This window comes from Kitasatospora fiedleri (genome assembly GCF_948472415.1).
In the GTDB taxonomy this organism is placed as follows: domain Bacteria; phylum Actinomycetota; class Actinomycetes; order Streptomycetales; family Streptomycetaceae; genus Kitasatospora; species Kitasatospora fiedleri.
On the sequence record NZ_OX419519.1, the window covers coordinates 6,595,414 to 6,616,069 of the forward strand.

Sequence of the window (20,656 nt, forward strand, 5' to 3'; positions counted from 1 at the left end):
CGGGGTCCGCCCGCCCCGCCCGGGTTTGTCCCGGGCGGGGCGGGCGGCGCATGCTGGAAGGGCGACCGGGGCGAGCCGGCCCCGGGGAGTGCGCCACGGAGATGCGCCATGGAGACCACGGAGACCAGGGCAGCGAACGGGGTGGTGGCGGGGGTCGACGGGTCGGTGCCCGCCGCCGAAGCGGCGGAGTGGGCCGCCCGGGAGGCCGAGCGGCGGGGGGTGGGGCTGCACCTGGTGCACGCCGTCAACACCGGGACGGTGACGCTCTCGCCGCGCACCGGGACCACCGTCACCGACCTGATCCTGCGCGAGGCCGCCGAACTGCTGGAAGCGGTGCGGGCCACCCTGGCGGCCGCCCACCCCGGGCTGCGGATCACCGGCGACGTGGTGCCGCGCGAGGCCGGGGACGCGGTGCTGACCGCCGCCGAGCACGCCTCGCTCGCGGTGCTCGGGACCAGGGGCCACGGCGGGTTCGCCTCGCTGCTGCTGGGCTCGGTCAGCCTGCGGGTCGCCGCCCACGCCACCTGCCCGGTCACGGTGGTGCGCGCCGCCGGCCACTCCGACGGGCCGGTGCTGGTCGCCCTCCACGACGAGCGCGACACCGCCGCGCTGCGCTTCGGCTGCGAGACCGCCGCCCGCCGGGGCCTGCCGGTGCGGGCCGTGCACACCTGGTCGCCGGTGGTCGCCGACGTCGGGCGGATGGCGCCCATGGTCGACGAGTTGGGGGAGGAGGCTCGGCTGCACGAGCAACTGCTGCGCCGCACCTGCGACCCGGTCCGCGAGGAGTACCCGGGCGTCGAGGTGGAGAGCCACCAGGTGACGGGTTCCGCCGCCGCCACCGTGGTCGAGGAGTCCCGGACCGCCGCCCTGGTGGTGCTCTCCCGGCACGAGCCCGCGCCGCGCTTCGGCCTGCGGCTGGCGACCCCCGTGCACGCCGTCCTGCACCACGCGCACTGCCCGGTGGCGGTCGTCCCGGTGTGACGGAGGGCGGGGGCGGGGACGGGGGACGGGGTGGGCGGGGTGACGGTGCGTCAGGCAGGCGGGAGGAGCGGTCCGACGAGGCGGCGGACGACGGTGTCGGCGAGCGCGGCGGCCGTGGCGGGGGGCGGGTCGCCGGCGGCCCAGGTCTCGACGGCCAGGCGCATCGCGGTGCTCGCGGCGGCGGCCGGCAGCCGGACGTCCAGGTCCTCCGGGTCCAGCCCGGTGAGCCGGGCCAGCGCGGGGCGCAGCGCGGTCTCGGCGTCGTGGTGGACCCGGTGCCAGACGTCGCGCAACGCCGGGTCCCGGGGCATGGCGCGCAGCAGGCCGCGGGTCCGCTCCAGGGACTCGGCGGCCGGGCCGGGCGCGGGGCTCAGGGCGGCGCGGGCGGAGTCCAGCAGGGCGGTGAGCGGCGGGGTGCCGGGGGCGGTGGCGGCGAGCAGGGCGACCCACCGGCGGGGTGCCCCGGCGAGCAGCGGGGCGACCGCGTCCTCCTTGGTGCGGAAGTAGCGGTAGAAGGTGCGCAGCGAGACGCCGCAGCCGCGGGCGACGTCCTCGGCGGTGGTGCCCTCGGCGCCGTGCTCGGCGAACAGGCGGGCGGCGGCGAGGGCGATCTCCTGCTGGGTGGCGGCCTTGCGGCGCTCGGTGAGGGAGAGCGGCGGCGGGTCGGCGACCGGACGGGTCGGGCGGGCCGGGCGGGCCGGACGGGCCGGGCGGGCCGGACGGTGGGGCTCGGACATCTGTCTCCCCCGGTGTGCGGTCGCGCGGGTCGCCGTACGGGTGGCCGCGCGGGCGGGTCATCAGCCTAGCCGGGAGGTGGCACGGGGTGCGGAGTCGGCGCAACGTGCCAGCCGGTCGTACCGTGCGCTCCGGCGGCCCCGCCCCTGGCGCCGTTCCCCCGCCCGGGGCGCGGAACCGCGGGACCGGGTTCGGGCGTCACCCCGGCGGCGGGCATACTGCTCGCCGTGCGCGGGTATCCGCGCGTGCACGCACCGCCACGCCCGCGCCGGGCGGCGGGCACCGCGAGCGGAAGACACGGGGACCACGGGGCATGGGGCTGACCAGCACGACGCTGCTGCTGTTCACGATCGAGGTCGCGGTGGCGGCGCTGGGGGCGACCGTCTGGTGGTGGCCCGCCCTCGCCCGGCGGCACTGGCGGGCGGTGCTCGGGCGGGTCGGGATGCTGCTGGGCAGCCAGCTCGCGCTGCTCGCCGTGATCGGCCTGCTGGCGAACAACTACTTCTCGTTCTACAGCAGTTGGAACGACCTGCTGGGCACCGGCCAGGACGCCCCGGTCTCCGTGCGGGCCGCCGCCGCGCCCGCCGCCCAGGCCGCCCCGGCCCCGTCCGCCACCCCGTCGACCGAGCCGGACCCGCCGAACCTCCCCGTCCTGCCCGCCCAGGAGACCGGCCGCGAGCCGGTCAACACCGGCGGCCCGCTCGACCCCGGGCGGGTCGGCGAGATCCGCGCGGTGCGGATTCCCGGCGCCCGCACCGGCCTGAGCACCGACGGGTACGTCTACCTGCCGCCGCAGTACTTCCAGCCCGGCAACGAGCAGCGGAAGTTCCCCGCGGTCATCGCGATGACCGGCTTCCCCGGCGACGCCAAGGCGCTGATCACCCGCTTCAACTACCCGGGCGTCGCGCTCGACGAGATCCGGGCCGGACGGATGCAGCCCACCGTGCTGGTGCTGATGCGCCCCTCGCCCGCGATGCCCGCCGACCCCGAGTGCGAGAACGTCCCCGGCGGGACGCAGGCCGAGACGTACTTCGCCAAGGACGTCCCGCGCGCGATCGGCGCGACCTACCGCACCGCCGACGGCCCCGGCGGCTGGGGCGTGATGGGCAACTCCACCGGCGGCTACTGCGCCGCCAAGCTCGCCATGCGCCACCCCGAGGTGTTCGCGGGCGGCGTCTCCATCTCCGGCTACCTGAAGGCCGCCGAGGACGTCACCACCGGCGACCTGTTCCGGGGCAGCGGGCAGCGCCGCGACGAGGCCGACCTGCTCTGGCGGCTGCGGAACCTGCCGATGCCCGCCACCGGGGTCATGCTCAGCGGCGCGGAGAAGGGCGACGGGGACTTCCGCGCCGAGGCCGACGCGTTCACCGCCGCGGCCAGGCCGCCGCTGACCACCGCGGTGGCCTCCGTCCCCGAGGGCGGGCACAACTACACGACGTGGATCAAGCTGCTGCCGGCCGGCTTCCGGTTCCTGTCGCAGCGCCTGAAAGCCTGAGAGCGTGAAGCCGGGCCCGGACCCGGGCCCGGGTGGGGTCGGGGCGGAGGGTCAGGCCGGGGTGAGGGTGCCGGTGTGCAGTTCGCCGACCCGGCCGGTCTCGCCCTCCCAGGTCCAGAAGACCTTGACGGTCAGGGCGGTGAGGTCCATGACGTGGCTGACGGTGATGCCGCTGCGCTCCGTCCAGGAGACGAACCAGACGCCGGGGGCGACGGCCGCGACGTGCAGCGGGACGTCCTCGTACTGGCCGGCCGACTCGCCGAGGCCCTCCCAGCGCAGCCGGGTGCCGTCCGCGGAGTACGCGTTGCGGAAGGAGGCGCCGTTGTCGACCTCGAAGAGGTAGGTGCGGCCGGCGAAGCCCGGCAGGGGGGCGTTCATGGAGGTCCTTCGGGCGGTCGGAGCGGCGGGCGGGTGCGGCCGGATCGGCCGCACCCGCCCAACCTATCGGACCGGGGGTCGGGTCAGCAGCCGAAGTCGACGCGGCGGAACGTCACGTAGTGGTCGGCCGTGTAGTAGTCCTCGTGGTAGACCTTGCCGGTGATGATCCGCCGGGTGCCGCGGGTCGAGCTGCCCGGGGTGATCACGGTGTACTCGTGGTAGTAGCCGGAGGACTGCGCGGGCAGCACGCCCTCGCGGTTCTGGAACACCACGCCGTCCTGCGAGTACGGGAACGGCCCGCCCGCGTCGATCAGGCGGATGGTGTCGCGGCCCTGGCTGGGCAGCGCCGAGTAGCAGATGTTCCCGCTGACGGCGGCGTGGGCCTGGCCGGTGGCCACGGCGGCGGGGGCGAGGGTCAGCAGGCCGAGGGCGGCGACCGAGACGGCACGGATCTTCAACGCGCGTAGAGTCATTCGCATGGCAGCAGTGTGACGCCGGCCGGACCCCGGCGGAACCCTTGGCGCGAACACTTCACTTTCGGGTAACTGGCCTGGAACCCGGCCGACTTGTGCCGTACCGCCGCCAGTGGCGTCCCCGCCGTGTGGTCCTGACACTCGGGCGCCGGCCGGACCGCCGCCCGGCCGGGGTGACGGAGCGTGGTGTGAGAGTGCTCTCAGCCGGGCGGTGACTCTTGGAGACAAAGCGACAATCTGCCTAGCCTGCGGGGGCGCCCCCGACCGGGCGCACCCGCCGTCGGGACGCCGAGTCCCGCCCGACCGACGGCGTCTTCCCACAGCACACACGGGCGGGAGCGGGGGACCCACGGCAGTACGCCCTGCCCTGCCCCCGCCCTGTTCGGCGGCGGGACGGGCGCGGCTCGGGGTGAAGCCGCGCGCCCGCGCGCGGCCGGGCGGCCTCGGCGCCCGAACCCGACAGCTCACCTCGCAGGCGTCGCGGAGGACCCCACCCCATGCGACCCACCACCCTTGCCACCCCCGCCCGCCTCGGCGTGCTGGCCGGTGCCGCCGCGCTGGTCGGCGTACCGCTGGCCGCCGCCGGACCGGCCGGTGCCGCCACCGCCACCACCGTCGTCCAGGACCGGCTCGCCCCGGCCGGGATGACCGCCGGCACCGCGAGCACCGCCTCGCTCACCCTGCACGCGAACCGCTGCTTCACCGCGAAGACCGTCGGCGTCGGCATCCGCGACGCGGCCGGCGCGAACCTGGACTTCCCGGGCAGCGCGAGCAACGTCCGGGTCTGCCCCGGCGGCACCACCGTCACCACCGCCGCCCGCACGCTCCCGGCCGGCAGCTACACCCAGTTCGGGTTCTGGCAGGACACGGCGGGCGGCTGGCACAACCTGCCCGCGCGGACGCTGACCGTGACGGGCGCCGGGTCCACGCCGACGCCCAAGCCCACCCCGACCCCCGGCACGCCGACCCCGACTCCCGGCACGCCGACCCCGACTCCCGCGCCGACGCCGACTCCCGCGCCCAGCGCGGTGCCCGTCCCCGGCAAGGCGCTGACCTGGTCGGAGGAGTTCTCCGGGCCGATCGCCTGGGGCAGCAAGTGGACCGGCGACCGCAGCAGCGCCTACCGCTACGGCAGCCACAACCCCGACGACAACAAGCTGGACTGGCTCGCCCCGTCCGCCGTCACCGTCTCCGGCGGCGTCGCGACCTTCACCGCCACCCCCTCCGCGCACACCCTGGAGAACGGCAAGCAGGCGTGGGACACCGGCCTGCTCACCACCGAGTACAGCAAGGACGGCTTCCAGGTCCGCACCGGCGACTACATCGAGGCCCGGGTGAAGCTGCCCGCCGGCGGCGGCGCCTGGCCCGCGCTGTGGACCTGGAAGGACGGCAACAACGAGATCGACAGCTTCGAGTACCACCCCGACAACCCGAACCTGCTGGAGCTCTCCAACCGGATTCGCTCCGGCCTGAACTACCACACCGACGCGAACGCCGTCGCCCCCGACCGCTGGGTCACCATCGGCACCTCCTACGGCGCCGACTCGGTCGACTGGTACGTCAACGGGACGAAGGTGTTCTCCGACGGCACCGGCGTCGGCGCGAACTGGTCGGCCTACCCCATCCTCAACCTGTCGCTCAGCGCCGGGCAGTACCACCCGGCGGCGAGCGGCAGCGCGCCGGTCTCGTTCAGCGCCGACTACCTGCGGGTCTACCGCTGACGGTCGCCGGCCCCGGCCGGCGCCCGCTCACGAGACGGTGAGCGTGAACGGCGTCCGGTCGTTCGCCGGGTCGCGGTCGTCCGCGCTCACCACCCGCACCTGCCCCACGGCCCGCAGGCCGTGGGGCAGGTGCGCGTCCGCCCGCACCGGCACCAGCGCCGTCGCCGACCGCAGCGGCGGCAGCCCCGCCGGGAAGACGCAGCTGACGGTCCGCCCGGCGGCCGTGCACGAGGACGGGAAGTACGGGCCCTCCGGGGCGAACCCCGGCGGCAGGTCGACCACCACCGTGAACGGCGAACCCGTCGCCTCCGGACCGCCGTTGCCGACGAACCCGTGCACCGTCGTCACCCCGCCCGGCGCCACCGGGTCCGGGTCCAGCCGCACCACCCGCAGATCCGAGTCGGACGCCGGCGCGGCGGCCGCCCCCAACGCCCCCAGGGCGAGCACGGGCGCGGCGAACAGGGCGAGGAGACGGGGCACGGGTTCCTCCTGCGGAGCGTGAGTACCTGGACGCCCAGCGTAGTGAAGGGTCCGGCCCGGCCGGGGCCGACCACGCCGCTGCGGTGCGCGGCGCCGGGGGTCCGTCAGAGGACTTCGCCGAGGCGGGCGGCGATGGACTGCATGAGGGGGACGAGGCCGGCGGCGCCGGACTGGGCTTCGAGGGACTGGATGCGGGCCTCGGGGCCGGAGACGGAGAGGGCGGTGGGGGTGGGGGCGCCGGGGACGGCGACGGCGATGCAGCGGACGCCGATCTCCTGCTCCTGGTCGTCGACGACGTAGCCGAGGTCGCGGGCGGTGGCGAGCTGGGCGAGCAGCGCGGCGGGGGCGGTGACGGTGTGCGGGGTGTGGGCCTGGAGCGGGCCGGGGCCGAGCAGGGCGCGGGCCTCGTCCTCGGGGAGCTGGGCGAGCAGGGCCTTGCCGACGCCGGTGCAGTGGGGCTGGACGCGGCGGCCGACCTCGGTGAACATGCGCATGGAGCGCCGGGACTGGACCTGCCCGACGTAGACCACCTCGCCGCCCTCCAGGACGGCGAGGTTCGCGGTCTCGCCGGTGGCCTCCATGAGCTCGGCGAGGTAGGGGCGGGCCCAGGAGCCGAGCAGGCGGCCGGCGGTCTCGCCGAGGCGGATCAGGCGCGGGCCGAGGGTGTAGCGGCGGGCGGTGTCCTGCCGGACGTAGCCCTGGGCGACCAGGGTGCGGACCAGGCGGTGGATGGTCGGCATCGGCAGGCCGGAGGTGGCGGACAGTTCGCTGAGGGTGGCGACGCCGCCGGAGTCGGCGAGCGCCTCCAGGAGCTGGAAGGCGCGCTCGACGGACTGCACCGAGCCGGTGGTGCGTTCGGTGGAGGTGCTGGCCACGGGCGTTCCCTTCGATGTCCGGGGAGGAGTAGAGTCCACGCGATTCATCAACAAACCGTTGAAATTCTGTATCGCGGAAACTAGTCTCCACTGTACAGAACGGAACAGTCCAAGGAGAGTCCTGCCCATGGCCGCCGCAGATCAGGGTTCGTCCCCCTCCGTCCCCGGTGTCACGGTCTCCGGTCCGCCGGTGCCGCGCGCCGGGGAGGTGCTGACCGCGGAAGCGCTGGAGTTCGTCGCCGGCCTGCACCGGGCCTTCGAGGGCCGCCGCCGGGAGCTGCTGGCCGCCCGCCGCGAGCGCCGCGCCGAGATCGCCCGCACCGGAACGCTGGACTTCCTGCCGCAGACCGCCGACGTCCGCGCCGGCGACTGGCGGGTCGCCCCCGCCCCGCGCGCGCTGACCGACCGCCGGGTGGAGATCACCGGCCCCACCGACCGCAAGATGGTCGTCAACGCGCTCAACTCCGGCGCCCGGGTCTGGCTCGCCGACTTCGAGGACGCCACCGCCCCGACCTGGGAGAACGTCGTCTCCGGCCAGGTCAACCTGATCGACGCCTTCGAGGGCCGGATCGACTTCACCGGCGAGCGGGGCAAGGCGTACGTCCTCAGGCCCGCCGCCGAACTCGCCACCGTCGTGGTCCGCCCGCGCGGCTGGCACCTGGACGAGCGGCACCTCACCGTCGACGGCGCCCCGGTGGCCGGCGCCTTCGTCGACTTCGGCCTCTACTTCTTCCACAACGCCGCCCGGCTGCTCGCCAAGGGCGAGCAGGACCCGAACTCCGGCCCGTACTTCTACCTCCCGAAGACCGAGGGCCACCTGGAGGCCCGGCTCTGGAACGAGGTCTTCACCCACGCCCAGGCCGCCCTCGGCATCCCGCACGGCACGATCCGCGCCACCGTGCTGATCGAGACCATCACCGCCGCCTTCGAGATGGACGAGATCCTCTACGAACTGCGCGACCACGCCGCCGGATTGAACGCCGGGCGGTGGGACTACCTGTTCTCGATCGTGAAGAACTTCCGGGACGCCGGCGAGCGCTTCGTCCTGCCCGACCGCAACACCGTCACCATGGCCTCCCCGTTCATGGCCGCCTACACCCGCCTGCTGGTGCGGACCTGCCACCGGCGCGGCGCGCACGCCATCGGCGGGATGGCCGCGTTCATCCCCTCCCGCAAGGACCCGGAGGTCAACGCCGCCGCGCTGGTCAAGGTCCGGGCCGACAAGGAGCGGGAGGCCGCCGGCGGCTTCGACGGCTCCTGGGTCGCCCACCCGGACCTGGTGCCCGTCGCCCGGGAGTGCTTCGACGCGGTGCTCGGCGAGCGCCCGCACCAGAAGGAGAACCCCGGCTCGGCCGAGCCGGTCACCCCCGCCCACCTGCTCGACGTCGCCGCGGCCGGCGGCAGCTGCACCCGCACCGGGCTGCACAACGCCGTCCAGGTCGGCATCCGCTACATCGCGGCCTGGCTGCGCGGGCTCGGCGCCGTCGCCATCTTCCACATGATGGAGGACGCCGCCACCGCCGAGATCTCCCGCTCGCAGGTCTGGCAGTGGATCCACAACGGCGTGGTGCTCGCCGACACCGGCGAGAAGACCACCGCCGACCTGGTCCGCCGCCTGGTCGCCGAGGAACTCGCCGCGCTGCGCGCCGAGTCGGGCGAGGACGCCTACGCCGACGGGCGCTGGACGGAGGCCGCCGCCCTGTTCGAGCAGGTCGCCCTCGCCGAGGACTTCCCGGACTTCCTCACCCTCCCCGCGCTCGCCCTCATCGACTGAGCGTCCCACCCCGCCCCGCGCACTCCGCCCCGTACCGCCGCACCCCCACACCGGCCGCGGTACGGGGCGGTCCCACGAAAGGAGCACCATGGCCCGCGTCTTCTTCAACGGCCAGGCGATGACCGGCGGCCCGTTCCACGCCAAGGTCCACGGCCACCTGATCGGCCCGGCCCGCACCGCCCCCGGCTACCGCTTCTTCTCCGTCCGCGACGAGTGCCCCGCCCTGCTCGCCGACCCGGACGCCGACACCGCCGTCGAGGGCGAGCTGTACGAGCTGCCGCTGGAACGGCTGCGGGACGCCGTCCTGCCCGGCGAACCGCCCGAACTCGAGCTGGGCGTCATCGAACTGGCCGACGGCACCCCCGCGCTGTCGATGGTGCTGGCCCGCGGCCAGCTGGAACGCGGCGTGCACCGCGAGATCACCGCGCACGGCGGCTGGCGCGCCTACCTGGCCACCCTCGGCCGCGAAGCCTGAACGGGGCGCGCCCGGGCCGCCCCGGCACCGTGGAAAAGCGGGTGCGGCCGGGGGAGCGGGCTGGCTAGGGTGATCCACGTCCGGGTGCGCAGGCAGGGGTTACTTCTCTGGACGGGTCCGTCGGCTCCGGCCGGTGCGGCCCAGGTGAAGGAACCGTTCCACGTCACCCCCGCCGCCTCGACCTCCGGACACCCAGCTGTACGCAGACTGCCACCTCCCGGTGCGCAGGCGCCGGTTACTTCCTGCAAAGAACCCACCGGCGCCGCTTTCGATCTCGGGAGGCAGCCGCGCCGGGGCGTCCGGTGCGCAGGCGGGGGTTACTTCCGGCTTCGGCGGTTCCGGGTTCGAGTCCCGGTCGCCCGTGCCCCGCACGGGCGGTAGCTCAAGGGCAGAGCACCGAACTGTCACCTCCACCGCGGCGGGCCGACCCGGCCCGCACGATCTCGGACGCCCCGGTCCGGCACGCCTCCCCGCAGGACGCAGGAGGAGTTCCCCATGGCCCGCTTCAACACCCGCCGCGCCACCACCGCGAGCGGCCCGACCTCGCCCGTCGCCACCACCGGGCGGACCACCGCCAACCACAACGGCGGGACGGGCCACCTGCGGGACGAGAAGTCCGAGCTCTTCCTGCTCGCCGTCGCCAACCTGGTCGGCCAGGACACCTTCTACGAGCGCGGCGGCGACCGCGACGACCGCTACACCGCCCTGGTGCGCGAACTCGCCGTCCGCGACCCCGAGTGGACGCTCGGCCTGCTGCGCTGGCTGCGCTACGGCGCCGCGATGCGCACCGCCCCGCTGGTCGGCGCCGCCGAGTTCACCCGCGCCCGGCTCGACGCGAAGCTCCCCGGGTACTCCCGGCAGGTGGTCGACGCGGTGCTGCGCCGCCCCGACGAGCCCGGCGAACTGCTGGCCTACTGGACCTCCCGGTACGGCCGCGCCCTGCCCAAGCCGCTCAAGCGCGGCGTCGCCGACGCCGCCGCCCGGCTGTACGACGCGCGCGCCCTGCTCAAGTACGACACCGCGAGCAAGGGCTACCGCTTCGGCGACGTCCTGGAGTTGACCCACCCCGGCCCCCACCGCGACAAGCCGTGGCAGGGCGAGCTGTTCCGCTACGCGCTGGACCGGCGCCACCGCCCCGACGAGGCCCTCCCGCCCGCCGGGAGCGCCGTGCTGACCGCCCACCGGGAGCTGATGGCGCTGCCCGTGGCCGAGCGCCGCGCGGTGGTCGAGCGCCCCGGCGGGGCCGAGCTGCTGGCCGCCGCCGGGATGACCTGGGAGGCGCTGGCCGGCTGGCTCCAGGGCCCGCTGGACGCCGTCGCCTGGGAGGCCGTCATCCCGTCCATGGGCGCGATGGCGCTGGTGCGCAACCTGCGCAACTTCGACCGGGCCGGCGTCTCGGACGAGGCGGCCGAGGCCGTCGCCCGCCGGATCGCCGACCGCGGCGAAGTGCGCCGCTCGCGCCAGTTCCCGTTCCGCTACCTCGCCGCGCACCGGCACGCGCCCTCGTTGCGCTGGGGGCACGCGCTGGAGCGGGCGCTGCGGCACTCGCTGGAGAACGTGCCGGAACTGCCCGGGCGCACGCTCGTCCTGGTCGACCGCTCCGGCTCGATGTTCGACCGGCCCGGCGCGCAGACCGAGCTCAACCGGGCCGACACCGCGGCCGTCTTCGGCACCGCGCTCGCCCTGCGGGCCGCCGAGGCGAACCTGGTCGAATTCGGCACTACCAGCCGGGAGATCGACCTCCGGCCGGGCGACTCGCTGCTCAAGGCGGTCGACCGCTTCGGCAACCGCGGCGGCACCGACACCGCCGCCGCCGTCCGCGCCCACTACCGGAACCACGACCGGGTGGTGATCGTCACCGACGAGCAGGCGTACGGCGGCCGGGTCCGCGACCCGCTGGAGTCCGTCCCGGCGCACGTCCCCTGTTACACCTGGAACCTGGCCGGCTACCGCACCGGCCACGCCCCCTCCGGCACCGGCGGCCGCCACACCTTCGGCGGCCTGACCGACGCCGCGTTCCGCCTGATCCCCCTGCTGGAGGCCGGGCAGCACGCCGCCTGGCCGTGGGAGCGGCCGGAGCACCAGGAACAGTAGGGCCGGTCGGTCGCCGGAGCGGCCGGACACGCCCCGGTGCACGGGCTCGTCGGCGGCGGGGACGGCGAGCGGTCCGGACGGCGGCGTGGAGCGGCCCCGGACCCTTCGCCGTGGGTCCGGGGCCGCGGGTCCGGGGGCCGGCCGTCGTCCCTGGCGGTCGGCCCTCGGAGCTCGGTGGGGCGTCAGCCGCGGGAGGCCAGGTCGCGGGCGGCGCGGGCGGCGGCGAGGGCGATCCGGTCCTCGTCGGCGGTGGTCAGGCGGCCGTTCTCGACCACCGGGTTGCCGTTCACGAACAGGGCGGTCAGCGGCGGGAGCGCGCCGAGGACGAGCGCGGCGACCGGGTCGGCGATCGAGGAGTGCAGCACCCCGTCCACCTTCCAGAGCGCGAGGTCGGCGAGCTTGCCGGCCTCGATCGAGCCGATCTCGGCCTGCCGCCCCAGCACCCGGGCGCCGCCCATGGTGCCCAGGCGCAGCGCCTGGCGCACCGTCAGCGCGTCGGGGCGGCCGTGCAGCCGGTTGATCAGCAGCGCGTTGCGCAGTTCGGTGCCCAGCTCGCCGGACTCGTTGGAGGCGGTGCCGTCCACGCCCAGGCCGACCGGCACGCCCGCCCTCAGCATGTCGGGGACGCGGGCGATCCCGGCGGCCAGCCGGGCGTTGGAGGACGGGCAGTGCGCGACGCCGGTGCCGGTCTCGGCGAACTTGGCGATGTCGGAGTCGTTCATGTGGACGCAGTGCGCCATCCACACGTCCTCGCCCAGCCAGCCCGTCGACTCGAAGTAGTCGGTCGGGCCCATCCCGAACAGCTGCCGGCAGAACTCCTCCTCCTCGGCGGTCTCCGAGCCGTGGGTGTGCAGCCGCACGCCCTTGCGGCGGGCCAACTCGGCGGACTGCCGCATCAGTTCGGTGGAGACCGAGAACGGCGAGCAGGGCGCGAGGGCGACGTGCAGCATCGAGCCGAACGAGGCGTCGTGCCACTTGTCGACCGCGGACTCGGAGGCGGCGAGGATCTCGTCGGTGTCCTCCACCGCGTGGTCCGGCGGCAGCCCGCCGTCCTTCCGGCCGCGGTCCATCGAGCCGCGCAGCGCGGTGAACCGCAGGCCCAGCTCCTGCACGCCCGCCACCGAGGCGCCCAGCACGTCGCCGCCGCCGCGCGGGAAGACGTAGTGGTGGTCGGAGGCGGTGGTGCAGCCCGACGTGAGCAGCGCGGCGGCCGAGCCCTGGGCGGCGGCGTGCACCAGGTCCTCGTCGATCCGGGCCCAGGTCGGGTACAGCGCCACCAGCCAGTCGAACAGGATGCTGTCCTGGGCCAGCCCGCGGGTGATCCACTGGTAGAAGTGGTGGTGCGTGTTGACCAGCCCGGGGGTGAGCAGGTGCCCCTCGCCGTCGATCCGCCGCGCCACGTTGTCCAGCCAGGCGGGCGCGGGCCCGTCCCCGACCGACTCGATGGTGTTGCCGAGCAGGACCACGTGGCCGCGGGCGTACTCGGTGTCGTGCGCGTCGACGGTGGCGATCGCGACGTTCTCGATCACGATCCGCCGGTCGGCGGCTGGGGGCTGGACTGCCATGGGGGGACTCCTTGGAGGGAACGGCCGGCGGAGCCGACGTGGTGGAACAGCAGGTTGAGCAGCACCGCGGCCAGGCAGCCGGCCGAGATGCCCGAGTGCATCAGGGTGCGGACGGCCTCCGGGAACCCGTCGTAGAAGGTCGGCACGGCGATCGGGACGATCCCCACCCCGAGCGAGACCGACACCAGGATGGTGTGCGAGGTCGACTCCATCCCGGCCTCCGCGAGGGTGCGGATGCCGGACGCCGCGACCGTGCCGAACAGCACGATCCCCGCGCCGCCGAGCACCGGCTGCGGCACCAGCGACACCAGCGAGCCGAGCACCGGGAACAGCCCGAGCAGCACCAGGATGCCGCCGCCGGCCGCGACCACGTACCGGCTGCGCACCTTGGTGAGCGCCACCAGGCCGATGTTCTGGGCGAACGCGCTGCACGCGAAGCCGTTGAACACCGGGCTGACCGCGGTGGCCAGGCCGTCGGCGCGCAGCCCGGCGGCCAGGGTCGACTCGTCGGCCTCGCGGTCGACGATCCGGCCCAGCGCCAGCATGTCGGCGGTGGACTCGGTCATCGCGACCACCATGACGATGCACATCGACACGATCGCCGCGGCGTCGAACCGCGGCCCGCCGAAGTGGAACGGCGAGGGCAGCGCGAACACCTGCGCGTCGCCGACGGCCGAGAAGTCGGCCAGGCCGAGCGGGAAGGCCGCGGCGGTGCCGACCGCCAGGCCGATCAGCAGCGACATCTGCTGCCAGAAGCCGCGCAGCAGCCGGTTGCCCAGCACCACCGCGGCCAGCGTGAACGCGGCCAGGCCGACCGCCTTCGCCGAGCCGTAGCCGGGCGCGCCCGGCGAGCCGCCGCGCGCCCAGTTGACCGCCACCGGCAGCAGCGACACCCCGATCAGGGTGATCACGGTGCCCTGCACGACCGCCGGGAAGAACCTGACGAGCCGGCAGAAGTACGGTGCCGCGAGGAAGCACAGGACCCCCGCGACGATCACCGCCCCGAAGACCACCGGGAGGGCGTCCCGCGGGCCGTGCTCCTTGGCGATCGCCAGCATCGGGGCGACGCCGGCGAACGAGACGCCGTTGACGAACGGGAGCCGGGCCCCGATCCGCCAGACGCCCAGGGTCTGGAGCAGGGTGGCCAGCCCGGCGGTGAACAGGCTGGCCGATATCAGCAGGGCGAGTTCGCCGGGGCTCAGCCCGACGCCCGCGCCCACGATCAGGGGTGGAGCGACCACGCCGGCGTACATCGCGGCGACGTGCTGGAGCCCGGTGCCGAACAGCTTCGGCGGGGAGAGCACCTCGTCGACCGGGTGGGTGGGGGTGGAACCGTCGTCGGTGGTGGGGGTGGTGCGGAGTGCCATGGAAGAGCCCCTTTGCTGTCCCTGGCTCTCGGCGCAACCCGGGCGCTGGAGAGGGTGGGTGGATCGGCCGGAGGACGGGACGACGGTGCAGGGTCCCTCCGGGGCGCTCTCCGGCCCCCGGGACTGCCGCCGTGAGGGCGGGCACGGTCTCCGAACGGTGTGGGGGAGGGAGCGGAAGCGCGGTACTGCGGCGTGCTGCGGTGCGGAGTGGCGCGGTCGGGGCGTCGGGCGCGTTAAGCGACCGGGATCACCGGGGTGACGCCCTCGCGGTGCACGGTGCCCTCGATCAGGCCGTACATCCGGTCGGCGGCGAAGTAGACCTCGTTCTCGTTCTTCAGTCCGAACGGTTCCAGGTCGACCAGGAAGTGGTGCTTGTTCGGCAGTTCCAGGCGGACCTCGTCCACCTCGGCGCGGTTGTTCAGCACCCGGGTGCCCATCGCGTGCAGGGTCTGCTGCAGCGAGTAGGAGTAGGTCTCGGCGAACGCCTCCAGCAGGTGGCGGCGCACCTGCTGGTACGAGCGGTTCCAGTTCGGCTCCGGCTGGTCGTCGCGGCCGTGGAAGCCGAACGCCCAACGGGCCGTCACCTGGGTGGCCAGGATGCGGTCGTACGCCTCCTGGAGGGTGGTGTACCTGTCCTTGATGTAGCCCCAGAACTCGGAGTTGGTGGTGTTCATCACCACCAGGTCCTTGAGTCCGGAGACCACCCGGAACCGGTCGCCGTCGTACACCACCTCGGTGGTGCGCACCTCCTGGCCCTTGCGGACGAAGGAGTGGCCGACCTCCTCGGAGCCGATGAACCGGGAGGAGGAGTCGGGGGTCCTGATCCGCTCCCAGGCGTACTCCTCGACCCGGATGCGGGCGCTGTGCACCACGCCGCGCTCGGTGTCGTCCACGAAGTGCCTGGCCAGCAGCACGGCGAAGCCCTCGGCGGACTCGATGCCGTGCTCCTTGGCGTAGGCGTACACGGTGTTCTTGGTGGTGTCGGTGGGCAGGCAGTTGGCGTTCGAGCCGGTGAGGTGCACGTCGTCGAACTCGCCGCGCAGCGAGACCGAGACGTTCAGGTCCTTGATCTCGTGGCGGGTGGAATCGCGGGAGACCCGGACGATGCGGTTCTCCGCCTTGCCGTACTGGTTCTGACCGAGCACGTGGGCCATGACGTGGCTCCTAGGGTTCCGGACGGCCTACCTAGCTTCCGCGGTAGACCGAGTAGCCGAACGGGTTGAGCAGCAGCGGCACGTGGTAGTGGTGCTGCGCGGGCGCGACCGTGAAGACGATCGAGACCTCGGGAAGAACGGCCGCTCGGCCGACCCCGCGTAGTACGCCGCGGTGTCGAACAGCAGCCGGACGACCGAGCCCGCCTCCGCGGCCGGCAGGTCCTTGACCCGGCCGTCGGAGTCCGTGGCGGAGGTGCCGAGCACCTGCCAGCCACCCTCGGTGTGCAGTGCCAGCTCGACCGGTACGCCCGCGGCCGGGCGGCCGAGGCTGGTGTCGAGCACATGCGTGGAGATGCCGGTCATGATGGGTAAGACCTCACTGAATGGCAGGGAGTGACTGTCCGTCAGGTCACCGGGGCGCGTCAAGGAGGCGGTCGATGCGGATCTCGTTGATCTTCCGCAGCTCCTCCCGGACGGTCTCCGCCTCGGTGGCGGGGTCGTTCGGGTAGCGCGCGCGCAGCGCGGCGAGCATGCCGTCCGCGGTGCGCCCGGTCGCGCAGACCAGGAACACGTGGCCGAACTTCGCCTCGTAGGCGGTGTTGGCCGCGCGCAGCTCGGCCAGGACGGACGGGTCGGCGCCCCGGACGCCGGCCTGCTCGCGCTCGGAGACGGCGTCCCCCGGCTTCGGGGTGCCGATCCGGGCGTGGCCGGCCATCGCGTCGCGCAGGTCGGCCGCGGAGAGCCCCGCCGTCGCCGCCGCGTTGGCGGCGGACAGTTCCGCGCGGTCGTGCCAGGGGCGGGTCGCCGCGACGGCGGCGGCCCAGGCGGGGCTGGAGCAGACCTCCAGCAGGAGTTCCCGCAGTCCGGCCGTGTCGGTGGCGGCCAGGGCGGAGAGGGCAGGGGGTGGCTGGGTCACGGTGGACCTCCTGAGGGTTGGTGCCACCCGCACAAGCTAGATCGGCCGCAACAGGCCGTCAACACTTTGTTGAACTGTTTGTGGGGACGGCGCACGGCGCCGGGTCCGCGACCCGGCGCCGTGTGCGATCCGCCAAATCCCCGGGGCCGGGCCCCGGCGGGGTCAGGACTTCTCCTGCCGGTTCAGGTAGTTGTACACCGTGAACCGGCTGACGCCGAGCGCCGACGCGACCGTCTCCACCCCGTGGCGGACGGTGAACGCGCCGCGCTCCTCCAGCAGCGCGACCACCCGCTGCTTCTCGGCGCGGTCCAGCTCGGCCAGCGGCCGGCCGTCGAACTGCCGGGCCGTCTCCGCCAGCAGCCGGTCCAGCGCGCTGCTCAGGTGCGGCAGCCGCACGGCGACGGCCGGGGCGCCGTCCCACTCCAGGACGACGTCCTCCGCGCGGGCCTCGGCCGGCGCGATCGCGGTCGCGCCGACCGCGGCCAGCAGGGGTTCCAGGGCGGCGGCGAGCGGGTGGTTCAGGGCGTCGCTCACTGCTTATCCCCTCCTTCGCATCCTTCCGGACCGGCCGCCCCCGGGGCGCCGGGCTCCTCGTCCAGCACGCTGACCTGGACCGAGATCCGGCTCGCCCCGGCCGCCAGGGTCTCCCGCAGCAGGCGGGTGACGGCGGCCAGGGCCGGCTCGGCGTCGCCCTCGGCACTGGTGCCGAACGGCCCGACCGAGACGGCGAGCCCCGCCTCGTCCACCACCCGGCGCGCGGCCCTGGCGTGCTCGGGGAACCCGTCCAGGTCGAACGGCTCTGTCGTGAACTCCACCATCAATCGCACCCGCCCACCTTATCGATCCGGCCGGTCCGGACGATCGGACAGGTGTGCGCGGGCGGACGGCCGGCGGTCCGGGCTGCTTCAACAAAATGTTGCGACGTCCTTGACAGGTCCGGGCGGCGGCGGAGAAGCTTCCGTCAAGCAGAATCCAGCTTCCGGATCGTGGAAGTTGCACGGCGAGAGAGCGAGAGGTGAACGACGTGACCGCTGCCGCCCAGCACCGCTTCACGGTCAACCTGTCCATCCTGTTCGGCGAACTGCCCCTGCTGGAGCGGCCCGCGGCCGCCGCGGCGGCCGGCTTCACCGCCGCCGAACTCTGGTGGCCCTTCGGCGAGGAGCCCGCCCCCGGGGCGGAGGAGACCGGCGCGCTGGTCGCCGCGTTCGAGGACGCCGGGGTCGAACTGACCGGCCTCAACCTCCTCGACGACCTGGTCCGCGGCGCCCGCGGCGCGCTCTCCCTCCCCGCCGAGAGCGAGCGCTTCCGGGCGAACGTCCCGGTCGCCACCGCCCTCGCCGCCCGCCTGGGCACCGGCGCGCTGAACGCCCTCTACGGCAACCGCGTCCCCGGCACCGACCCCGCCGAGCAGGACGCCCTCGCCCTGGAGAACCTCGCCCTCGCCGCCCGGGCCGCCCACGCGATCGGCGCGGTCCTGCTGGTCGAGACGCTCAACCGGGCCGAGTCCCCCGACTACCCGCTGGTCACCGCCGCCGCCGCGGTCGACGTGGTCGACAAGGTCAACGCCGCCACCGGGCTCGGCAACGCGAAGTTCCTCTGCGACCTCTACCACCTCGCCCGCAACGGCGAGGACCCGGGCGCCGTCATCGAGGCGCACGCCGACCGGATCGGCCACGTGCAGATCGCCGACACCCCCGGCCGCAACGAACCCGGCACCGGCGACCTCGACTTCGAGGACCTGTTCGCCCGCCTCACCGCCGCCGGCTACCGCGGCCGCGTCGGCCTGGAGTACCGCCCGGCCGGCGGCGTCAGCGCCGAGAGCTTCGACTGGCTGCCGCGCGAACTGCGCGCCGCGCGCTGAACCCTCCCCTCAGGACACCCACGTAAGGACCCGCACGCGATGAGCCGCAAGATCGCCTTCATCGGCCTCGGCATCATGGGCAAGCCCATGGCCGTCAACCTGGTCGGGGCCGGCCACCACGTCACCGGCTACAACCTCACCCGGGAGCCCGTCGACGCCCTGGTCGCGGCCGGCGGCCACGGCGCCGCCTCGATCGCCGAGGCCGTCGCCGACGCCGAGGTCGTCATCACCATGGTGCCCGCCGACCCGCAGGTCGAGCAGGTGATCCTGGGCGAGGGCGGCGTCCTGGAGCACGCCCGGGACGGCGCCCTGGTCATCGACATGTCCAGCATCACCCCGCAGACCTCGATCAAGGTCGAGGCCGCCGCGAAGGCCCGCGGCGTCCGCACCCTGGACGCCCCGGTCTCCGGCGGCGAGGCCGGCGCCGTCGAGGCGGTGCTCTCCATCATGGTCGGCGGCGCGGCGGCCGACTTCGCCGAGGCGAAGCCGCTGTTCGACGCGCTCGGCACCACCGTCGTGCACGTCGGCCCGGCCGGCGCCGGACAGACCGTCAAGGCCGCCAACCAGCTGATCGTCGCCGTCAACATCCAGGTGCTGGCCGAGGCCGTGGTCTTCCTGGAGAACGCGGGCGTCGACCTCGCCGCCGCCCTCGACGTGCTCGGCGGCGGACTGGCCGGCTCCACCGTGCTGAACCGCAAGAAGGGCAACATGCTCGCCCGCGAGTTCGCCCCCGGCTTCCGGATCGACCTGCACCACAAGGACATGGGCATCGTCACCGACGCCGCCCGCGCCGTCGGCGCCGCGCTCCCGCTCGGCGCGGTCGCCGCCCAACTGGTCGCCTCCGCCCGCGCCAACGGCGACGGCTCGCTCGACCACTCCGCGCTGCTGCGCGGCGTCGAGCGGCTCTCCGGCCGCGAGGTCAAGTAACCGGACCGACCGGACCGTCAGGCAACCGGACTCCCCCGGCGGCGCGCACCTGTCCGCCCGCGCCCGCGCCGCCGGGGGGCACGAACCCCTCCCCGCCGAGGGGAGCCTCCCGCACGGGAGGACGGCGGGGAGGGAGACTCTCGGGCAGCCGGGTGGCGCGCGTCCGGGGGCCCGGACCCCGCCGCCGTCCCCGGGCCCCGTTCCGCCCGCTCGTTTCTGCAGAAAGGCCCGGTGCCGTGCGAGGTCATGTGGTCGTCGCCCCCGACAAGTTCAAGGGGTCGCTGGAGGGCGCCGAGGTCGCCGCGCGGATCGCGGCCGGCATCCGGCGGGCGGTGCCCGGGGTGGAGGTGCGCGAGCTGCCGGTGGCCGACGGCGGGGAGGGGACGCTGGCGGCGGCGCTCGCGGCCGGGTTCTCCCGGGTGGAGGTGAAGGTCGCCGGGCCGACCGGCCTGCCGGTGGTCGCGGGGCTGGCGGTGAAGGGGGAGACCGCGGTGGTCGAGCTGGCGCAGGCGTCCGGGCTGGCCCGGCTGCCCGGCGGCCGGACGGCGCCGCTGGCCGCCGGCTCGTACGGGGTCGGGCAGCTGGTCGCGAAGGCGGTCTCGCTCGGGGCGACCCGGGTGGTGCTGGGCCTCGGGGGAGCGCCTGCACCGACGGCGGCGCGGGCCTGGTGCAGGCGCTGGGCGTCGAGCTGTACGACGCGGACGGCGCGCCGCTGCCGCCCGGCGGGGCCGCCCTGCGGCGGCTGGCGCGGGTGGAGCCGGGCCCGCTCGCGGACGGGCTGCGCGGGGTGGAGGTGGTCGTCGCGTGCGACGTGGACAACCCGCTGCTGGGCCCGCGCGGGGCGGCGGCCGTGTACGGCCCGCAGAAGGGCGCGGACGCCGCCGACCTGGTGGTGCTGGAGGAGGGGCTGACCCGCTGGGCGGACGCGGTCGCCGGGCTGACGGGCCGTGAGGTCCGGGACGCGCCGGGCGCGGGCGCGGCCGGCGGGGTGGGTTTCGCCGCGCTGGCGCTGCTGGGGGCGACGATGCGCCCGGGCATCGAGCTGCTGCTGGAGCTGCTGGGCTTCGAGCGGGCGGTGCGCGGGGCGCGCCTGGTGGTGACCGGCGAGGGCTGTCTGGACGCGCAGACCCTGCACGGCAAGGCCCCGGCGGGGGTGGCCGCGGCGGCGGCCCGGGCCGGGGTGCCGGTGGCGGCGGTGGCCGGACGGCTGGAGCTCGCCGAGCGGGAGTGGCGGGCGGCGGGCTTCGTCGAGGCGCTGGCGCTGGCCGAGCTGGCGGGCGGTCCGGCGGAGTCGATGGCCCGGGCGGGCGAACTCGCGGAGCTCGCGGGGGAGCGGCTGGCGGCCGCGCTGCTGCGCTGACGGACCGTCGCACTCTCGTACGTTC

The 20,656-nt window shown here is 74.9% G+C and carries 19 protein-coding genes and 2 pseudogenes; 9 read left to right on the forward strand and 12 right to left on the reverse strand.

Annotated features, from left to right (window positions below):
- Nucleotides 1-108: 108 nt before the first annotated feature.
- Nucleotides 109-981, forward strand: a complete 873-nt coding sequence (locus QMQ26_RS29755; protein ID WP_282203376.1) for a universal stress protein — start codon at nucleotides 109-111, stop codon at nucleotides 979-981.
- Between the two features lie 50 nt (nucleotides 982-1,031).
- On the opposite strand, the gene QMQ26_RS29760 is transcribed toward QMQ26_RS29755, so the two are convergent.
- Complete coding sequence (locus QMQ26_RS29760; RefSeq protein ID WP_282203377.1) at nucleotides 1,032-1,718, reverse strand: TetR/AcrR family transcriptional regulator; 687 nt, start codon at nucleotides 1,716-1,718, stop codon at nucleotides 1,032-1,034.
- A gap of 311 nt (nucleotides 1,719-2,029) precedes the next feature.
- Between QMQ26_RS29760 and QMQ26_RS29765 the strand changes: the two genes are divergently transcribed.
- Nucleotides 2,030-3,211: an alpha/beta hydrolase gene (locus QMQ26_RS29765; protein ID WP_282203378.1), complete on the forward strand. Its 1,182-nt coding sequence runs from the start codon at nucleotides 2,030-2,032 to the stop codon at nucleotides 3,209-3,211.
- 51 nt (nucleotides 3,212-3,262) lie between these two features.
- On the opposite strand, the gene QMQ26_RS29770 is transcribed toward QMQ26_RS29765, so the two are convergent.
- Complete coding sequence (locus QMQ26_RS29770; RefSeq protein WP_282203379.1) at nucleotides 3,263-3,589, reverse strand: MoaF-related domain-containing protein; 327 nt, start codon at nucleotides 3,587-3,589, stop codon at nucleotides 3,263-3,265.
- A gap of 83 nt (nucleotides 3,590-3,672) precedes the next feature.
- Nucleotides 3,673-4,068, reverse strand: a complete 396-nt coding sequence (locus QMQ26_RS29775) for a ribonuclease domain-containing protein (protein ID WP_199528291.1) — start codon at nucleotides 4,066-4,068, stop codon at nucleotides 3,673-3,675.
- Nucleotides 4,069-4,559: 491 nt separating this feature from the next.
- Between QMQ26_RS29775 and QMQ26_RS29780 the strand changes: the two genes are divergently transcribed.
- Nucleotides 4,560-5,783: a glycoside hydrolase family 16 protein gene (locus tag QMQ26_RS29780; RefSeq protein WP_282203381.1), complete on the forward strand. Its 1,224-nt coding sequence runs from the start codon at nucleotides 4,560-4,562 to the stop codon at nucleotides 5,781-5,783.
- Nucleotides 5,784-5,810: 27 nt separating this feature from the next.
- Here the strand turns inward: QMQ26_RS29780 and QMQ26_RS29785 are convergent, their stop codons facing one another.
- Nucleotides 5,811-6,263, reverse strand: coding sequence for a hypothetical protein (locus tag QMQ26_RS29785; RefSeq protein WP_100839534.1), 453 nt, complete (start codon nucleotides 6,261-6,263; stop codon nucleotides 5,811-5,813).
- A gap of 104 nt (nucleotides 6,264-6,367) precedes the next feature.
- Nucleotides 6,368-7,186, reverse strand: a complete 819-nt coding sequence (locus QMQ26_RS29790; RefSeq protein WP_404813985.1) for an IclR family transcriptional regulator — start codon at nucleotides 7,184-7,186, stop codon at nucleotides 6,368-6,370.
- Between the two features lie 79 nt (nucleotides 7,187-7,265).
- Here QMQ26_RS29790 and aceB point away from each other — a divergent pair, with 79 nt between their 5' ends.
- The 3 genes from aceB (at nucleotide 7,266) to QMQ26_RS29805 (ending at nucleotide 11,481) form a co-directional block, all read left to right on the forward strand.
- Nucleotides 7,266-8,912, forward strand: coding sequence for a malate synthase A (gene aceB, locus QMQ26_RS29795; protein ID WP_282203382.1), 1,647 nt, complete (start codon nucleotides 7,266-7,268; stop codon nucleotides 8,910-8,912).
- A gap of 88 nt (nucleotides 8,913-9,000) precedes the next feature.
- Entirely contained in the window at nucleotides 9,001-9,387 is a 387-nt protein-coding gene (locus QMQ26_RS29800; RefSeq protein WP_282203383.1) for an allophanate hydrolase-related protein, read from the forward strand.
- A gap of 495 nt (nucleotides 9,388-9,882) precedes the next feature.
- Entirely contained in the window at nucleotides 9,883-11,481 is a 1,599-nt protein-coding gene (locus QMQ26_RS29805; protein WP_282203384.1) for a TROVE domain-containing protein, read from the forward strand.
- A 182-nt stretch (nucleotides 11,482-11,663) separates the two neighbouring features.
- Here the strand turns inward: QMQ26_RS29805 and QMQ26_RS29810 are convergent, their stop codons facing one another.
- From QMQ26_RS29810 to QMQ26_RS29840, 7 genes and pseudogenes are all read right to left on the reverse strand, one after another.
- Complete coding sequence (locus tag QMQ26_RS29810; protein ID WP_282203385.1) at nucleotides 11,664-13,046, reverse strand: 8-oxoguanine deaminase; 1,383 nt, start codon at nucleotides 13,044-13,046, stop codon at nucleotides 11,664-11,666.
- Nucleotides 13,007-14,413: a nucleobase:cation symporter-2 family protein gene (locus QMQ26_RS29815; RefSeq protein ID WP_282203386.1), complete on the reverse strand. Its 1,407-nt coding sequence runs from the start codon at nucleotides 14,411-14,413 to the stop codon at nucleotides 13,007-13,009. The genes QMQ26_RS29810 and QMQ26_RS29815 overlap by 40 nt, the downstream gene beginning before the upstream one ends.
- A 233-nt stretch (nucleotides 14,414-14,646) precedes the next feature.
- Nucleotides 14,647-15,567, reverse strand: a complete 921-nt coding sequence (gene pucL, locus QMQ26_RS29820) for a factor-independent urate hydroxylase (protein ID WP_100839527.1) — start codon at nucleotides 15,565-15,567, stop codon at nucleotides 14,647-14,649.
- Between the two features lie 31 nt (nucleotides 15,568-15,598).
- Nucleotides 15,599-15,930, reverse strand: a pseudogene (uraH, locus tag QMQ26_RS29825) (hydroxyisourate hydrolase).
- A gap of 46 nt (nucleotides 15,931-15,976) precedes the next feature.
- Nucleotides 15,977-16,483, reverse strand: coding sequence for a 2-oxo-4-hydroxy-4-carboxy-5-ureidoimidazoline decarboxylase (gene uraD / locus QMQ26_RS29830; protein ID WP_282203387.1), 507 nt, complete (start codon nucleotides 16,481-16,483; stop codon nucleotides 15,977-15,979).
- A gap of 162 nt (nucleotides 16,484-16,645) precedes the next feature.
- Entirely contained in the window at nucleotides 16,646-17,017 is a 372-nt protein-coding gene (locus QMQ26_RS29835; RefSeq protein ID WP_100839524.1) for a helix-turn-helix domain-containing protein, read from the reverse strand.
- A complete protein-coding gene (locus tag QMQ26_RS29840) occupies nucleotides 17,014-17,301 on the reverse strand; it encodes a thiamine-binding protein (protein WP_100840599.1) in 288 nt (95 codons plus the stop codon). The genes QMQ26_RS29835 and QMQ26_RS29840 overlap by 4 nt, the downstream gene beginning before the upstream one ends.
- 197 nt (nucleotides 17,302-17,498) lie before the next feature.
- Between QMQ26_RS29840 and QMQ26_RS29845 the strand changes: the two genes are divergently transcribed.
- From QMQ26_RS29845 to QMQ26_RS29855, 3 genes and pseudogenes are all read left to right on the forward strand, one after another.
- A complete protein-coding gene (locus QMQ26_RS29845; protein WP_282203389.1) occupies nucleotides 17,499-18,344 on the forward strand; it encodes a TIM barrel protein in 846 nt (281 codons plus the stop codon).
- 39 nt (nucleotides 18,345-18,383) lie between these two features.
- Nucleotides 18,384-19,271: a 2-hydroxy-3-oxopropionate reductase gene (locus QMQ26_RS29850; protein WP_282203390.1), complete on the forward strand. Its 888-nt coding sequence runs from the start codon at nucleotides 18,384-18,386 to the stop codon at nucleotides 19,269-19,271.
- 248 nt (nucleotides 19,272-19,519) lie between these two features.
- Nucleotides 19,520-20,631 (forward strand): annotated as a pseudogene (locus QMQ26_RS29855) (glycerate kinase).
- Nucleotides 20,632-20,656 lie beyond the last annotated feature (25 nt).

Excerpts from the sequence above, each read along its gene's own strand:
- QMQ26_RS29755 (WP_282203376.1), top strand. The coding sequence starts at position 109 with ATGGAGACCACGGAGACCAGGGCAGCGAACGGGGTGGTGGCGGGGGTC.
- QMQ26_RS29760 (WP_282203377.1), bottom strand. The coding sequence starts at position 1,718 with ATGTCCGAGCCCCACCGTCCGGCCCGCCCGGCCCGTCCGGCCCGCCCG.
- QMQ26_RS29765 (WP_282203378.1), top strand. The coding sequence starts at position 2,030 with ATGGGGCTGACCAGCACGACGCTGCTGCTGTTCACGATCGAGGTCGCG.
- QMQ26_RS29770 (WP_282203379.1), bottom strand. The coding sequence starts at position 3,589 with ATGAACGCCCCCCTGCCGGGCTTCGCCGGCCGCACCTACCTCTTCGAG.
- QMQ26_RS29775 (WP_199528291.1), bottom strand. The coding sequence starts at position 4,068 with ATGCGAATGACTCTACGCGCGTTGAAGATCCGTGCCGTCTCGGTCGCC.
- QMQ26_RS29780 (WP_282203381.1), top strand. The coding sequence starts at position 4,560 with ATGCGACCCACCACCCTTGCCACCCCCGCCCGCCTCGGCGTGCTGGCC.
- QMQ26_RS29790 (WP_404813985.1), bottom strand. The coding sequence starts at position 7,186 with ATGAATCGCGTGGACTCTACTCCTCCCCGGACATCGAAGGGAACGCCC.
- aceB (WP_282203382.1), top strand. The coding sequence starts at position 7,266 with ATGGCCGCCGCAGATCAGGGTTCGTCCCCCTCCGTCCCCGGTGTCACG.
- QMQ26_RS29800 (WP_282203383.1), top strand. The coding sequence starts at position 9,001 with ATGGCCCGCGTCTTCTTCAACGGCCAGGCGATGACCGGCGGCCCGTTC.
- QMQ26_RS29805 (WP_282203384.1), top strand. The coding sequence starts at position 9,883 with ATGGCCCGCTTCAACACCCGCCGCGCCACCACCGCGAGCGGCCCGACC.
- QMQ26_RS29810 (WP_282203385.1), bottom strand. The coding sequence starts at position 13,046 with ATGGCAGTCCAGCCCCCAGCCGCCGACCGGCGGATCGTGATCGAGAAC.
- QMQ26_RS29815 (WP_282203386.1), bottom strand. The coding sequence starts at position 14,413 with ATGGCACTCCGCACCACCCCCACCACCGACGACGGTTCCACCCCCACC.
- pucL (WP_100839527.1), bottom strand. The coding sequence starts at position 15,567 with ATGGCCCACGTGCTCGGTCAGAACCAGTACGGCAAGGCGGAGAACCGC.
- QMQ26_RS29840 (WP_100840599.1), bottom strand. The coding sequence starts at position 17,301 with ATGGTGGAGTTCACGACAGAGCCGTTCGACCTGGACGGGTTCCCCGAG.
- QMQ26_RS29850 (WP_282203390.1), top strand. The coding sequence starts at position 18,384 with ATGAGCCGCAAGATCGCCTTCATCGGCCTCGGCATCATGGGCAAGCCC.